The organism is Pseudomonas pisciculturae (assembly GCF_015461805.1).
Taxonomy (GTDB): Bacteria; Pseudomonadota; Gammaproteobacteria; order Pseudomonadales; family Pseudomonadaceae; genus Aquipseudomonas; species Aquipseudomonas pisciculturae.
Map to the genome: position 1 here is coordinate 731,845 of NZ_JACVZE010000001.1, position 14,842 is coordinate 746,686.

The following is a 14,842-nucleotide window of genomic DNA, read 5'->3' on the forward strand; positions in this document are numbered from 1 at the left end:
GATGAGGCCCTGACTGTCACCACACATCCAAAGGTCTTGTTGCGGAACGAGCTTGTTGCAAAGTATGTCTAGGCTATAACCGTTCCCCTTGAGTGAAAAACCATGACAACAACAACGAGTCATTACACCGGAGAAGAACGCAGCAAAAGGATTTTTGCGATTGTCGGTGCTTCCTCCGGCAACCTCGTCGAATGGTTCGACTTCTACGTCTACGCCTTCTGCGCCATTTACTTTGCGCCGGCATTCTTCCCGTCGGACGACCCTACGGTGCAACTGCTCAACACCGCTGGCGTATTCGCCGCCGGGTTCCTGATGCGCCCGATTGGCGGCTGGCTGTTTGGCCGAGTGGCCGACAAACACGGCCGTAAAAACTCGATGATGATCTCGGTGCTGATGATGTGCGCCGGCTCCCTGGTGATTGCCTTTTTGCCCACTTACAAAGACATCGGTGCCTGGGCGCCGGCGTTGCTGTTGGTGGCGCGCCTGTTTCAGGGCTTGTCAGTGGGCGGCGAGTACGGCACCACCGCGACCTACATGAGTGAAGTCGCGCTCAAGGGCCAGCGTGGGTTCTTTGCCTCGTTCCAGTACGTGACCCTGATCGGCGGGCAACTGCTGGCGGTGCTGGTGGTGGTGATCCTGCAACAGATCCTCACCGAAGAAGAATTGCGTGCGTGGGGCTGGCGCATTCCCTTTGTGATCGGCGCCATTGCTGCGGTGATCTCGCTGCTGCTGCGTCGCACCCTCAAAGAAACCACCAGCAAGGAAATGCGCCAGGACAAGGACGCCGGCAGCATCGCCGCGCTGTTTCGCAACCACAAGGCCGCGTTCATCACCGTGCTGGGCTACACCGCCGGCGGCTCGCTGATTTTCTACACCTTCACCACTTACATGCAGAAGTACTTGGTGAACACCGCCGGGATGCACGCCAAGACCGCCAGCTACATCATGACCGGTGCGCTGTTTGTGTATATGTGCATGCAGCCGCTGTTCGGCATGCTCTCGGACAAGATCGGCCGTCGCAACTCGATGCTCTGGTTCGGCGCCCTTGGTACCCTGTGCACCGTGCCGATCCTGCTCACGCTGAAAACCGTCACCAGCCCGTTCCTGGCGTTTGTGCTGATCTCGCTGGCGTTGGCCATCGTGAGTTTCTACACCTCCATCAGCGGCCTGGTGAAGGCAGAAATGTTCCCGCCGCACGTGCGCGCCCTCGGTGTTGGCCTGGCGTATGCGGTGGCCAACGCGATCTTCGGCGGCTCGGCGGAGTACGTGGCCCTGGGCCTCAAATCCATGGGCATGGAAAACACCTTCTACTGGTACGTCACCGGCATGATGGCGGTGGCTTTCCTGTTCAGCTTGCGCTTGCCGAAACAGGCCGAGTACTTGCACCACGATCTGTAAGGAACGCGATATGACGCTGCGCACGAGCAACCAATTGTTCGACGCTTACTTCACGGCGGGCAGCATGGCCGAAGTGTTCTGCGACCAGGGACGCTTGCAGGGCATGCTGGATTTCGAAGCCGGGCTGGCCCGCGCCGAGGCCCAAGTGGGGCTGATCCCCCAGGCTGCCGTGGCCCCGATTGCCCAGGCCTGTCTGGCGTCGCTGTACGACGTGGACGCCCTCGGCATGGCGATTGCCACGGCGGGGAATTCAGCGATTCCGCTGGTCAAGGCGCTGGGCAAGTTGGTTGCCAGCGAAGATGCAGGGGCCGAACGCTATGTGCATTTGGGCGCTACCAGTCAGGATGTGATGGACACCGGCCTGGTGCTGCAACTTCGACAGGCGTTGGAATTGATCGAAGCAGACTTGGCGCGGCTGGGGGACATTCTCGCCGCCCAGGCCCAGGGTTACGCCGCTGTGCCGTTGGCCGGGCGTACTTGGTTGCAGCATGCGACACCGGTCACCCTGGGGATGAAGGTCGCCGGTTGGCTGGGGGCGGTGACCCGCAGTCGCCAACGCCTTGCCGAGCTGAAGCCGCGTCTGCTGGTGCTGCAATTTGGCGGTGCTTCCGGCACCCTGGCTGCGCTGGGAGAACAGGCCATGCCCGTGGCCGAAGCCTTGGCGGCGCAGTTGCAATTGACGCTGCCCGAGCAACCCTGGCACACCCAGCGTGATCGCCTGGTGGAGTTTGCCAGCGTGCTCGGCCTGATCGCCGGCAGCCTTGGCAAATTGGGCCGCGACGTCAGTTTGTTGATGCAGACCGAAGCGGGGGAAGTCTTCGAACCCTCGGCGCCGGGTAAAGGCGGGTCGTCCACCATGCCGCACAAACGCAACCCGGTGGGCGCTGCGGTGCTGATCAGCGCGGCGACCCGTGTGCCAGGCCTGGTGGCGACGATGTTCAGCGCCATGCCCCAAGAGCACGAGCGCAGCCTGGGTTTGTGGCATGCTGAGTGGGAAACCTTGCCGCAGATTTGCCGATTGGTGTCCGGGGCGTTGCAGCAGGCATTGCTGGTGAGCGAAGGGTTGGAAGTCGACGCCGAGCGCATGGGCCAAAACCTTGACCTGACCCAAGGCCTGGTCCTCGCCGAAGCCGTGAGCATCGTGCTGGCCCAACGCCTGGGTCGCGAGACGGCGCACCACCTGCTGGAACACTGCTGCAAACGCGCCGTCGCCGAGGGGCGCCACCTGCGTGCCGTATTGGCGGATGAACCGCAGATCACCGCCGAGCTGTCAGCGGCCGAACTCGACCGCCTGCTCGACCCGGCTCACTACTTGGGCCAGGCGCAAACCTGGGTCACCCGTGCAGTCGCCGAACACTTTGCTTGAGGGAACCACCGTGGCCTTTGTACAACTCGCCGATGGCGAACTGCATTACCAACTCGACGGGCCTGTGGATGCGCCGGTGCTGGTGCTCTCCAACTCGTTGGGCACCGACCTGCATATGTGGGACATCCAGATCCCGGCCTTCACCGAGCATTTTCGCGTGCTGCGCTTTGATACCCGCGGCCATGGCAAATCCCTGGTCACTGAAGGGCCCTACAGCATCGAGCAACTGGGCCGTGACGTAATCGCCCTGTTGGACGCACTGGATATCCAGCGTGCTCATTTCTGCGGCTTGTCCATGGGCGGCTTGATCGGCCAATGGCTGGGCATCCATGCCGGCGAGCGCCTGCACCGCCTGGTGGTGTGCAACACCGCCGCCAAAATCGGTACGCCTGAGATCTGGAACCCGCGTATCGAGACCGTGTTGCGCGATGGCGCGGCGGCGATGGAGGCCTTGCGGGATGCGTCGATTGCGCGCTGGTTCACTCCTGACTTTGCGGCAGCCAACCCGCACCAGGCTCGCCAGATCACCGACATGCTGGCCGCTACATCGCCCGAAGGTTATGCCGCCAACTGCGCCGCCGTGCGCGATGCGGATTTTCGAGAGCACGTGGCGTCGATCAAAGTACCGACCCTGATCATTGCCGGCACCGAAGATGCGGTCACGCCACCGGCGGGCGGGCACTTTATTCAGAACCACGTGCAAGGTGCCGAGTACGCCGAGTTCTATGCGGCGCACCTGTCCAATGTGCAGGCCGGTGCGGCGTTCAGTGAGTGTGTACTCGAATTCCTGCTGGCCCATTAATGTAGTGAGCGGGCTTGCTGTGGTGAGCGGGCTTGCCCCGCGCTGGGCTGCGAAGCAGCCCTAAAACCGGCGCCCCGGTGTATCAGGTACATGTACAGTGCCTGCAATGGGGCGGCTTCGCCACCCAGCGCGGGGCAAGCCCGCTCACCACAAAATTATCGAGGAGCTTTTTTGTGGACGAGAAACAACGTTATGCCGACGGCCTGCAAGTGCGCCGCGAAGTGCTGGGCGATGCCCATGTCGACCGCAGTCTCAATGCCCTGACCGAGTTCAACAGCGAGTTTCAGGAGATGATCACCCGCCATGCCTGGGGTGATATCTGGACCCGCCCCGGCCTGCCTCGGCACACCCGCAGCCTGATCACGATCGCGATGTTGATCGGCATGAACCGTACAGACGAATTGAAGTTGCACCTGCGCGCCGCCGCCAGCAACGGGGTGACCCGTGCCGAGATCAAAGAGGTGCTGATGCAGAGCGCGATTTACTGCGGGATACCAGCGGCGAATGCGACGTTTCACCTGGCTGAATCGGTGTGGGATGAACTGGGCGTCGAGTCCCGCCAACAATCCTGAACCTGAAACGCGATCAAAATGTGGGAGGGGGCTTGCCCCCGATAGCGGTGGGTCAGCTAAAGATCAGTTGACTGATGCACCGCCATCGGGGGCAAGCCCCCTCCCACATTTGTTCCGGTGTACACATGGGCTTCGGTGTATCAGTGTGAATCAGCATCCCACACCCAGTTCCACACGCCCGGCAGGTTCACCGGCTCAGTCACATCCTTGACCGATCTCGCCAATGCCGCCCGCTCCAATACGTCACGGTCGGTATAAAACGGCTGCGCCGCCGTCTTCACACCAGTGATCTGCGCGCTATCGAGCAGTATCTGCAAGTACTCCTGCATATGCCGCGCCGTATAGCGGTTGATGTCATGAAACGTCACCACCACCGGGATCACCCCATCCACCGTCGGCAACTCACCCAGGGCAATGCGTTCACGCACCACCGAGAGCTGCCGGATGAGATTGGCGCGGCGACGTGGGCTGCCATTGAACCCCCAGATCTTGCCGTCATTGGCACTCAAGTCCGTGAGCAATACATGCATGCCATGGCGCTGGTAGGCGGCAAAGGTACGACGGTCGTAATTCCAGAACGGCGGGCGTACCAGCAGTGGCGGTTTGCCGGTGATCGCGGCAATGTCGGCAGCGCCCTGGGCGAGGGTGCTTTCCAGCTCGGCGTTGTTTAGCCAGCGGTGGTTGGTGTGAAAACCGGTGGCTGTGTGAAACGCCAGGATATGACCGCCAGCGTATTCGCGCTCCATGGTCTTGCGACCCCGCGAACTGCCGCCCGAGCGAGCCGCTTCGGTCTGCAAAAAGAACACGGCCTTGATCCCCGGCAATATCGGGTTGTTGGCCAGGTCGGCCACCACTGAACGGCTCGGGTTGTTATAGCCCGAGGCGCTGGGGCCGTCATCGAAGGTCAGCAGAAAGCGGATCGGCGCCTGGGTTTGCAGGCGTTGTTCGGTCTGCGGCGTCAGGGCGATGGGCGCGCCGATGCAGCCGACAAGGCTCAGGGCCAGGGCAAACAAGGCAGTTGCGCGTAGGAAGGGTTTCATGGTGTGGCCGGGCTCGTTTGGAGACCGCTGCTGATTCAGCTCAGCAGCGGCAGGCGCGCACCATACAGCAAGGTCGATGACGGTTTACAGCAGACTGATCGGGTAACTGACGATCAGCCGGTTTTCATCGAACTCGTTGTTGCTGTAGTCCCGGCGCATGCTGGAGTTGCGCAGGCGCACCGTGAGATTTTTCGCAGCACCGCTTTGCACGGTGTAGCCGATTTCGCTCTCGCGGCCCCATTCCTTGCCGTCGGTAATCGTGCCGGTGTGAACGTTGCTGCCGCTGATATAACGGTTCATCAGCGTCAGGCCCGGTACACCGAGGGCGGCGAAGTTGTAGTCGTGACGCACCTGCCAGGATTTTTCCTGGGCGTTGTCATAGCTGGAGTTATAGCTGTCGTTGGCCAGGGTGCCGCCGCTGGTGCCGTTGACGCGCATCCACGCGTTGTTGCCGGTGAGTTTCTGCAGGCCGACATAGAAGGTGTTGCCGCCGTACTTGGCCGAGAACAGGCCGGACCAGGTCTTGTTGTCCAACTCGCCGGCACGGGCGCTGCCGTCGTCCTTGCCATAGAAGAACCCGAGGTTGGCGCCCAGGGTCCAGGCGCCCAGGGGCTGGCTGTGGATCAAGTTCACGTACTGCTGGCGGTAGATGTCCTTGAGCTGGGCATTCCACAGGCCGACCTGGGTGCGCTTGTCGTTGAACGCGTACTCGCCGCCCTGGAAGTTGAAACGGTCCGAGGTAAAGGCGGTTTTACCGGTCATCGACATATCAGTCATGCTGCTGTCGTCCCGCGGGCTGTTGGCGCGGAACTGGCCGCCATACAGGGTCAGGCCGTCGATTTCCTTCGACGTGATCTGCCCGCCACGCAGGGTTTGCGGCAGGGAACGGCCATCGTCAGAACGCAGGATCGGCAACACCGGCATCCATTCGCCCACCTTCACTTCGGTCTTGGAAAAACGCGCCTTGAACGCTACACCCAAGCGCCCGAACTCATCCGCCGGCCGACCGTCATGGTCCAGCGGCAGCAATTGCGTCCCGCCAGTACCGCGTCCGCCATCAAGCTTCAGCGAGTACAGGCCCAGCACATCCACACCGAAACCCACCGTGCCCTGGGTAAACCCGGACTTGGCGTCGAGAATGAAACTCTGCGTCCACTCCTGCGCACCGCCCTGGGTTTTGGTGGGGTTGGTGAAGTTGCGATTGAAGAAGAAATTTCGCAGGTTGAGATTGGCGCTGGCGTCTTCGAGAAAACCGTGTTCTTCAGCGACGACGGGCAAGGCAAGACTGGCGACAGCGGTTGCCAGCAAGAGCTGGCGCGGGTGGAAAGTGCTCATGGCGTAGGGACCTGTTGTTATTGGGGTTATGCAGGTGCGGGCCATGGTGCGGGGCGGTGTGGGGGCGGTGAAAGTGGGGGAGGGCGGGTTTTGGGCGGTGATCGAACGCAACTTGCCGGGCACTAAGGCCCGGCACTTTCAGGTTATGAACTGGGCGGGTCGAAGTGAGTCCACGGCACCGCCGGCAAGTAATGCTGCGCGGCAATGATCACCGCCACCATCACCACCAGGAACGCCGCTTGCAACGGGCTCCAGAAGGCCCAGTGCAGGCCGTTCAGCCACGGGTAGCCTTGGCTGAATTTATGGCTTATCTGGCCAATGCGTTTGGTGTGCAGCAGGTTGATCAGTAGCGCGCCGACATAGGTAACGATGCCCAGCACGCCGAGCATCAGGCCGCAGGCCACGAGCATGAGTGCCTGGGGCACGCCGTGGCGTATGACCAGCCAATATTTGTTGGGGTTGAGCCGTTTGGGGATCAGGTATTGGCTCAGCCACAGGTCGGGCACCCGGTAGGTCGAGCTCATGCTGGCCCAGAACTGGGTGACGCGAAAAGCGACCCCGGCGGGCACGAACGCCATCACCATAAAGAGCAGGGTCGACTGGATATCGAGTTGCGCGGAGGGGGTGTTGAGCAGGCTCAGGCCGATCCCCAGTGCGAACACGGCCCACACGCGAATAAACACCTGGGTGTAGATCGGCCGCGGTACAAATTTGCGCCAGAAGAACGCATCGGGATTTGGCAGCCGTTCAAGCAGTTTCGGGTAGCGCCAGGTGAGGACTTCGCCCAGGTGCTGGCAGGCGTTCCACTCGTTTTCGCCAAAACCTTCGATCATGCGGTGTTGTTGGGTGGTCGACATTGGCGTGAGCAACAGGCGCGCGGCCTGGGCATCGGCAGGCGGGTGACGCATCTCTTGGGCTTTGTCTTGCAGGTTGGCGTAGAAGCTTTCCTGCTCGCAGCGCGAGACCAGTTCGCGCCACATCCAGGCGGGTTCCGGGAATACACCTTTCTGGTCGTCCCAGCCAAACGTCTGGCACACCCGCTCGAACAGCGGCACGCTCCATTGACTGTCGTGCAGCAGTTGCAGCACGACGCGTTGCCATTGTTGCTGAAGGTCGAACACCCGCAGCCAGGGTTGGTGGCTGTACTGCGTGAGTTGGGTAATGAACTCGCGTTCGGCCTTTTGCTCCAGCAGCTCCTGCAAGGTGCGGCGGTAGTCCTGCAACAGTTCGCCGGTCAGTGCATCGTGCTGCCACGGGGTCATGGTCACCTGTTGCCAGGGCGTCAGCCATTCCAGGTGCTGCACGGCCCAGCTGCCGATTGCACAGCGCTCGCCCGGGTTATCGAAGCAGTGGCGCAACAGGCCGGTTTGAAACGCCTCGGTGCAGCCTTGTTGTTGCGCCTGGGCCCAACGTATATCGAGGTTGTGGGCGACAAGCCCATTGAGCAGCGCCTGGGCCGGGTCGGCCTTGGGCGCTTCGAACGGCGCCGGCTGCAGGGTGCTGATGTCCATCAGCTCGGCCAGGTCGTTTAGGTTGCCATAGGCCTGTTCAGCCACGGGGGCTTGAACGGTGGTGTCGTCTTCTTCCCAGTCGGCGCGCCAGCGTGAATAGGCCAGCGCTTCCTCATAGGCTTCGCGCAGGCGCTGGAAACCTTCGGCGTCGTCGTCCGGGCGGCAGCTTTTGAGCAGCCGCGCGTAGGTGCGCTTGATGGTGCGCTCGTCTGCCTCTTCCGGCAATTGCAGCAGGGTCCAGCAGTCCATGTGGTGTTCCCCTTAGCGCCAGAACCCGTTGTCGAGCTGCTCAAGTTGACGGGTCAGTTCACTGCGGGCATCGCGGATGCGGCGTTCGTCCTGGGTGTCGAGCACTTGCTGGAACTGCCCGGCCCAGTGCCCCAGTTGCTCGCGCAATTCGCCGAGGCTTTCCTGGTAGAGCCGTTCGAGGCGGGCAGTGAGCACGGTGTTGACTTGCTGGTCGCGGGGATGAACCTTCAACTGTGCCAGGGCTTGCAGGCGTTGCTGGATCTCGTCCGGGCTCAGCACGCCAGGGTTGTTCTCGATCACCAACGAATGTTGTTCGCCGGTCAGCGGGATATTCACCTGGGCTTCCAGCAGGCCGTTGTTGTCGTAGGTGAAGCGCACGTCCAGCGAGACCTCGCCGGCCTTGCGCTTGGGCACGGCAATGTCCAGTTGGCCCAGCTCGATGTTGTCCTTCACCAGGCGGCTTTCGCCCTGATAAATCTTGAGCAGCACCTGGCTCTGGTTATCGTGCAGGGTGACCACGCTCTTGACCCGGCTGACCGGCACGCTGCTGTTGCGCTCGATCAACGGCAGGTAGTGGCCGCTTTCGATATGGCCGCCGTACTGGTTCGAGGTTTCGATGCCCAGGGTGTAGGGGCAGACGTCGGTCAGCACCACTTCTTCGAGCGCTGCCGAACGGGCTTTGAGCGCGGCCTGGATTGCGGCGCCATGGGCCACCACTTGGTCGGGGTCGAGGCTGATGGACGGGAAGCGCCCGAACAACCCGGCGGCGAGTTTGCGCACCAGCGGCATGCGCGTGGTGCCGCCCACCAGCAGGATTTCATCCAGGTCGCCGACCCGAATTCGCGCATCGCGAAGGGCTCGTTCGATGGGCGCACGCAGGCGTTCCAACAGCGGGATATAGAGCTTGGCGAGTTCCTGCTGAGTGATGGTCTTGACCCATTGCTGACCGTCGACGCGCAGGGCGAAGTCGGCGCTGTCGTCCTGGCCCAGAGATTTGCGCACGCGCTCGGCTTCGCGACGCAGGGCTTGCAGCACACTGCTGGTGGGCGGGAAGCCCTCGGCATTGCGTTGGCTGTCGACGAAGTGTTCCAGCAGCAGGGTGTCGAAGTCTTCGCCGCCGAGGAAGTTATCACCGGCGCTGGCGCGCACTTCCATCACCCCGTCAAACAGCTCGATGATCGACACGTCGAAGGTGCCGCCGCCGAGGTCGAATACCAGAAACGAGGTTTCCTTATCGCGCTGATGCAGGCCGTAGGCAAGGGCAGCGGCGGTGGGTTCGTTGATCAGTTTTTCAACGTTGAGCCCGGCCAGCTCGCCAGCGATGCGTGTGGCCTTGCGTTGGCCGTCGCTGAAATAGGCGGGCACGCTGATCACGGCTTCGGTGACGGTTTGCCCGTAGGTGCGCTCAATGTCTTCCTTGAGGCTTTTAAGTACCAGCGCAGAGAGTTCTTCTGGGCGGAACGATTTATCGCCCAGGCGCACTTCGGTGGCGCTGCCCATATAGCGCTTGAACAGCGAGGTGGTCAGATGCGGGTGGGTATGCAGGCGCTCCTTGGCGGCTTGGCCTACCAGGATGCGGCCTTGGTCATCCAGGCCGACCACGCTTGGGGTGAGCAACTGGCCAAGGGCATTGGGCACCAATTCGGCGGCATCACCGCGCCATACCGCTGCGAGACTGTTGGTGGTCCCCAGGTCGATTCCTACGATCATTACGACAAGCTCCCTCTGTGGTCTGTAAGAATCTGTGACCAATTTTATCCTGAAAGGTTGAGCGAAAAGCAACTGTGGGAGGGGGCTTGCCCCCGATGGCGGTGTGTCAGTCACTGTATATGTTGACTGAACCACTGCTATCGGGGGCAAGCCCCCACCCACAGTTGGTCAGCAGTGTTCAGGAAATAGGGCATAAAAAAACCGCTTCCGGTGAGGGAAGCGGTTTGTTTTACAACTGCATCAGAACAACTTCAACTTCGGCGCGTCTTCTTTCAACGGCTCGTTCTGCGCCGTCTGTGCGCTCCAGCCACCGCCGAGGGCCTTGTACAGGTTGACCTCGCTGGTGAGCTGCGCCAGGCGGTCGGTGATCAGCGATTGCTGGGCACTGAACAGTTGGCGCTGGGCGTCGAGGAACGTCAGGTTGCTGTCGACACCAATGCGGTAGCGACGCTCGGCCAGGCGGTAGTAATCCTGGTTGGCGGCGACGAAACCGCGTTGGGCTTCCAGTTGCTGCTTGTAGGTTTCACGTGCGGCGAGGCCGTCGGACACTTCCTGGAAGCCGGTCTGGATGGCTTTCTCGTAGGTCGCCACGTTGATCTCTTTCTGGATCTTCGAGTAGTCCAGGCTGGCACGTAGGCTACCGGCGTTGAAGATCGGGATGTTGATCTGCGGGGCGAACGACCAGGTGCCCGAGCCGCCTTTGAACAGGCCGCCCAGGTCCGGGCTCAAGGTGCCGGCATTGGCCGTCAGGCTGATGCTTGGGAAGAACGCCGCACGGGCCGCGCCGATATTGGCGTTGGCCGCTTTCAGGTTGTACTCGGCTTGCAGGATGTCTGGGCGACGTTGCAGCAGGTCAGACGGCAAGCCGGCCGGCACTTCGCTGAGCAGGTCATCCGACAGCGGCTGGCTGGCGATATTCGCCGGCAGGCCGGTGCCCAACAGCAGGGTCAGGCTGTTTTCGTCCTGGGCCACCTGGCGGGTATAACGCGCCAGGGCAACCCGGGCGTTTTCCACCGAGGTGCGCGCCTGGCTCAGGTCGAGGGCCGAGGCTACGCCGACTTCTGCACTGCGCGAGGTGAGCTTGAAGCTCTGCTCGAACGCACCCAAGGTGTCCTGAGTCAGCTTGAGCAGCTCTTTGTCGGCCTGCCAGGTCACGTAGGCGGTTGCCACGTTGGCCACCAGGCTGATTTGGGTGCTGCGCCGTGCTTCTTCGGTGGCGAAGTACTTTTGAAGCGCTTCTTCACTGAGGCTGCGCACGCGACCGAACAGGTCCAGCTCATACGAGCTGATCCCGAGGGTGGCCGAATACGAGCTGGTGATGCCCGCTTCGCCGGTCTGCGAGGCACGCGCCGGCACGCGCTGGCGGCTGCCGCTGCCCGTGGCCGAGACGGCCGGGAACAGGTCAGCGCGCTGGATGCGGTACTGCGCGGCGTAGGCGTCGATGTTGAGGGCCGCGACACGCAGGTCGCGGTTGTTTTCGAGCGCAACCTGGATCAGCTGTTGCAGGGCAGGGTCATGGAAAAACTGCTTCCAGCCCTGCTCGGCAGCCGCCTGGTTCGGCGCCTGGGCCGACGAATACGCCGGGCCCTGCGGGAACTGTGCGGCTACCGGCGCTTCGGGGCGCTGATAGTCAGGTATCAGCGAGCAGCCACTGAGCACGAATGCGGTGACGGCTAAGGAAAGGAGCGACTTGCTCATTGGCCAGCCTCTTTAGGAGTTTGCTTGGGTTCTGTCTTTTTACGGTCGCCGATGGCGGACACGGTTGCGAAGAACAACGGTACCCAGAAGATCGCCAACACAGTGGCCGTGATCATACCGCCAATTACGCCAGTACCGATGGCGTGCTGGCTGCCTGAACCTGCGCCCGAGGAGATCGCCAGCGGCAGTACGCCGAGGATGAACGCCATGGAGGTCATAATGATCGGGCGCAGACGCATGCGGGAGGCTTCGATAGCCGCCTCGATCACGCCTTTGCCTTGCTCGTGAAGCTCTTTGGCGAATTCCACGATCAGGATGGCGTTTTTCGCCGCCAGGCCCACCGTCACCAACAAGCCCACCTGGAAGAACACGTCGTTGGACAAACCACGCATGCTGGTTGCAATCAGTGCACCCACCACACCCAACGGCACTACCAGTACCACCGCGATCGGGATCGACCAGCTCTCATACAGCGCCGCGAGGCAAAGGAACACCACCAACAGCGACAGTGCGTACAACGCAGGTGCCTGGGAGCCCGACAGACGTTCTTCGTACGACAAGCCCGTCCACGCGTAGCCAATACCTGCTGGCAGTTGCTTGGCGATGCGCTCGACTTCAGCCATGGCGTCACCGGTGCTGTAACCCGGTGCCGGCGTACCGAGGATTTCCATCGCCGCTACACCGTTATAGCGCGACAGCTTGGGCGAACCGAAGATCCACTTGCCCGAGGCGATGGCCGACAATGGCACCATCTTCCCGGAGTCGCTGCGCACGTACCATTTGTTCAGGTCTTCAGGCGACATGCGGCTGGCCGCTTCACCTTGCACGTACACCTTCTTCACCCGACCACGGTCGATGAAGTCGTTGACGTAGCTACCACCCAGGGCGATTGCCAGGGTCTGGTTGATGTTGGACAGCGTGATGCCTTGGGCGCTGGCCTTCTCGTCGTCAACGGTGAGCTCGTACTGCGGCTCGTCGTTCACGCCGTTAGGGCGCACGCCTGCGAGGATCTTGCTTTGTGCGGCCAGGCCGAGGAACTGGTTACGTGCAGCCATCAATTTCTCATGGCCGACACCGCCCTGGTCTTGCAGGAACACGTCGAAGCCGGTGGCGTTACCCAGTTCCAGTACAGACGGCGGCACGATGGCAAACACCATGGCGTCCTGGAACGTCTGCATGAAGTAGCCCTGGGCACGCTTGGCGATTTCGAATACCGACGTGGATGCATCACGCTCATCCCACGACTTGAGCATCACGAACGCCAGGCCCGAACTCTGGCCACGACCGGCGAAGTTGAAGCCGTTGACGGTAAACACCGATTTCACGCCTTTGCCTTCGCCTGGCTCGCCTTCCTTGTCGTTGAGCAAGTAGGCGCGCATGTCGTCGATGACTTTCTGTGTGCGCTCAGCCGAAGAACCTACCGGCGTTTGTACCTGGGCAAAGATCACGCCCTGGTCTTCGTCGGGCAGGAACGCAGCCGGGATGCGCATGAACAGCCAGATCATGCCGACCAAAATCAGGGCGTACACCAAGAACGCCGGGATCTTGTGCTTGATCATGTTGCCCACGCCGCGCTCGTAGCTCAGTACGCCACGGTCGAAGGTGCGGTTGAACCAGCCAAAGAAACCACGCTTGGGTTGGCCGTGTTTTTCCGGGTCGATCGGCTTGAGCATGGTGGCGCACAAGGCCGGGGTGAAGATCAGGGCAACCAGTACCGACAACGCCATGGCCGAAACGATGGTGATGGAGAACTGTTTGTAGATCACACCGGTGGAACCACCGAAGAACGCCATCGGCAGCAGGACCGCCGACAGTACCAGGGCAATACCCACCAGGGCGCCCTGGATCTGGCCCATGGATTTCACCGTCGCTTCTTTGGGCGACAGGTGTTCCTCGGCCATCACCCGCTCGACGTTTTCCACCACGACGATGGCATCGTCCACCAGCAAGCCGATGGCCAAAATCATGCCGAACATGGTCAGGGTGTTGATGGTGAAACCAAACGCCGCGAGGATGCCGAAGGTACCCAGCAATACCACCGGTACAGTCATGGTGGTGATGATGGTGGCGCGGAAGTTCTGCAAGAACAGGAACATCACCAGGAACACCAGCACGATCGCTTCGATCAGGGTGTGCACCACACCGGAGATCGATTCGGTTACTACAGGCGTGGTGTCATACGGCACCACCGCCTTCATGCCAGGCGGGAAGAACGGTTCCAGCGACGCGACCGTGGCGCGGATGGCCTTGGCGGTGTCGAGGGCGTTGGCACCCGACGCCAGTTTGATCGCCATACCGGAGGCCGGCTTGCCGTTGAACTGCGCACTGATGCTGTAGTTCTGGCCGCCCAGTTCGATACGTGCGACGTCGCCCAGACGAACCTGGGAACCGTCGGCATTGACCTTCATCAGGATGTTGCCGAACTGCTCAGCGGTTTGCAGGCGTGTCTTGCCGATGATAGTGGCGTTCAGCTGGTTGCCCGGCAGGGCAGGCAGGCCACCCAGTTGACCGGTAGCCACCTGTACGTTCTGCGCAGCGATAGCGGTGCTGACGTCGACCGGGGTCAACTGGTAGTTATTCAGCTTGGCCGGGTCGAGCCAGATACGCATGGCGTATTGCGAACCGAACACCTGGAAGTCACCCACCCCCGAAGTACGGGAGATCGGGTCCTGGATGTTGGACACGATGTAGTTGGAGAGGTCGTCCTTGGTCATGCTGCCGTCTTCCGACACCAGACCGATCACCATCAGGAAGTTCTTCACCGACTTGGTTACGCGGATACCCTGCTGCTGCACTTCTTGCGGCAGCAGCGGGGTCGCCAGGTTCAGCTTGTTCTGCACTTGAACCTGGGCGATGTCCGGGTTGGTACCCTGGTTGAACGTCGCGGTGATGGTCATGCTGCCGTCGGAGTTACTGTCCGAGGCGACATAACGCAGGTTGTCGATACCGTTGAGCTGTTGCTCGATGACTTGCACCACGGTGTCCTGCACGGTTTGTGCGGACGCGCCTGGGTAGGTCACCTGGATATCAATGGCGGTTGGCGCGATGGCCGGGTATTGGTTGATGGGCAACTTCAGGATCGACAGTGCCCCGACCAGCATGATCACCAGGGCAATCACCCAGGCGAAAATGGGACGGTCGATAAAAAATTTCGACATGGG

At 61.5% G+C, this 14,842-nt stretch carries 10 protein-coding genes; 4 read left to right on the plus strand and 6 right to left on the minus strand.

From position 1 onward, the window contains the following. Window positions 1–102: 102 nt before the first annotated feature. The 4 genes from ICY20_RS03270 to pcaC all read left to right on the plus strand — a co-directional run bounded on the left by ICY20_RS03270 (window position 103) and on the right by pcaC (window position 4,138). Entirely contained in the window at window positions 103–1,398 is a 1,296-nt protein-coding gene (locus ICY20_RS03270) for an MFS family transporter (RefSeq protein ID WP_012722673.1), read from the plus strand. A gap of 10 nt (window positions 1,399–1,408) precedes the next feature. After that, the gene (locus tag ICY20_RS03275) at window positions 1,409–2,764 is read left to right on the plus strand and encodes a 3-carboxy-cis,cis-muconate cycloisomerase (protein WP_194936909.1); all 1,356 of its coding nucleotides are present in this window, start codon (window positions 1,409–1,411) and stop codon (window positions 2,762–2,764) included. 10 nt (window positions 2,765–2,774) lie between these two features. Continuing rightward, window positions 2,775–3,566 carry a 3-oxoadipate enol-lactonase gene (gene pcaD, locus ICY20_RS03280; protein ID WP_194936910.1) on the plus strand — a complete coding sequence of 264 codons (792 nt, stop codon included), beginning with the start codon at window positions 2,775–2,777 and terminating at the stop codon, window positions 3,564–3,566. A gap of 173 nt (window positions 3,567–3,739) precedes the next feature. Then, complete coding sequence (gene pcaC, locus ICY20_RS03285; protein ID WP_159962313.1) at window positions 3,740–4,138, plus strand: 4-carboxymuconolactone decarboxylase; 399 nt, start codon at window positions 3,740–3,742, stop codon at window positions 4,136–4,138. A 140-nt stretch (window positions 4,139–4,278) separates the two neighbouring features. Here pcaC and ICY20_RS03290 read toward each other — a convergent pair whose 3' ends face one another. The 6 genes from ICY20_RS03290 to ICY20_RS03315 all read right to left on the minus strand — a co-directional run bounded on the left by ICY20_RS03290 (window position 4,279) and on the right by ICY20_RS03315 (window position 14,839). Continuing rightward, window positions 4,279–5,178, minus strand: coding sequence for a polysaccharide deacetylase family protein (locus ICY20_RS03290; RefSeq protein WP_194936911.1), 900 nt, complete (start codon window positions 5,176–5,178; stop codon window positions 4,279–4,281). Between the two features lie 84 nt (window positions 5,179–5,262). Beyond that, entirely contained in the window at window positions 5,263–6,513 is a 1,251-nt protein-coding gene (locus ICY20_RS03295) for an OprD family porin (protein ID WP_194936912.1), read from the minus strand. 143 nt (window positions 6,514–6,656) lie between these two features. After that, window positions 6,657–8,273, minus strand: coding sequence for a J domain-containing protein (locus tag ICY20_RS03300; protein ID WP_194936913.1), 1,617 nt, complete (start codon window positions 8,271–8,273; stop codon window positions 6,657–6,659). A 12-nt stretch (window positions 8,274–8,285) separates the two neighbouring features. Beyond that, complete coding sequence (locus tag ICY20_RS03305; protein WP_194936914.1) at window positions 8,286–9,983, minus strand: molecular chaperone HscC; 1,698 nt, start codon at window positions 9,981–9,983, stop codon at window positions 8,286–8,288. Window positions 9,984–10,223: 240 nt separating this feature from the next. Next, window positions 10,224–11,681, minus strand: a complete 1,458-nt coding sequence (gene adeC / locus ICY20_RS03310) for an AdeC/AdeK/OprM family multidrug efflux complex outer membrane factor (protein ID WP_194936915.1) — start codon at window positions 11,679–11,681, stop codon at window positions 10,224–10,226. Beyond that, window positions 11,678–14,839: an efflux RND transporter permease subunit gene (locus ICY20_RS03315; RefSeq protein ID WP_159963242.1), complete on the minus strand. Its 3,162-nt coding sequence runs from the start codon at window positions 14,837–14,839 to the stop codon at window positions 11,678–11,680. The genes adeC and ICY20_RS03315 overlap by 4 nt, the downstream gene beginning before the upstream one ends. Window positions 14,840–14,842 lie beyond the last annotated feature (3 nt).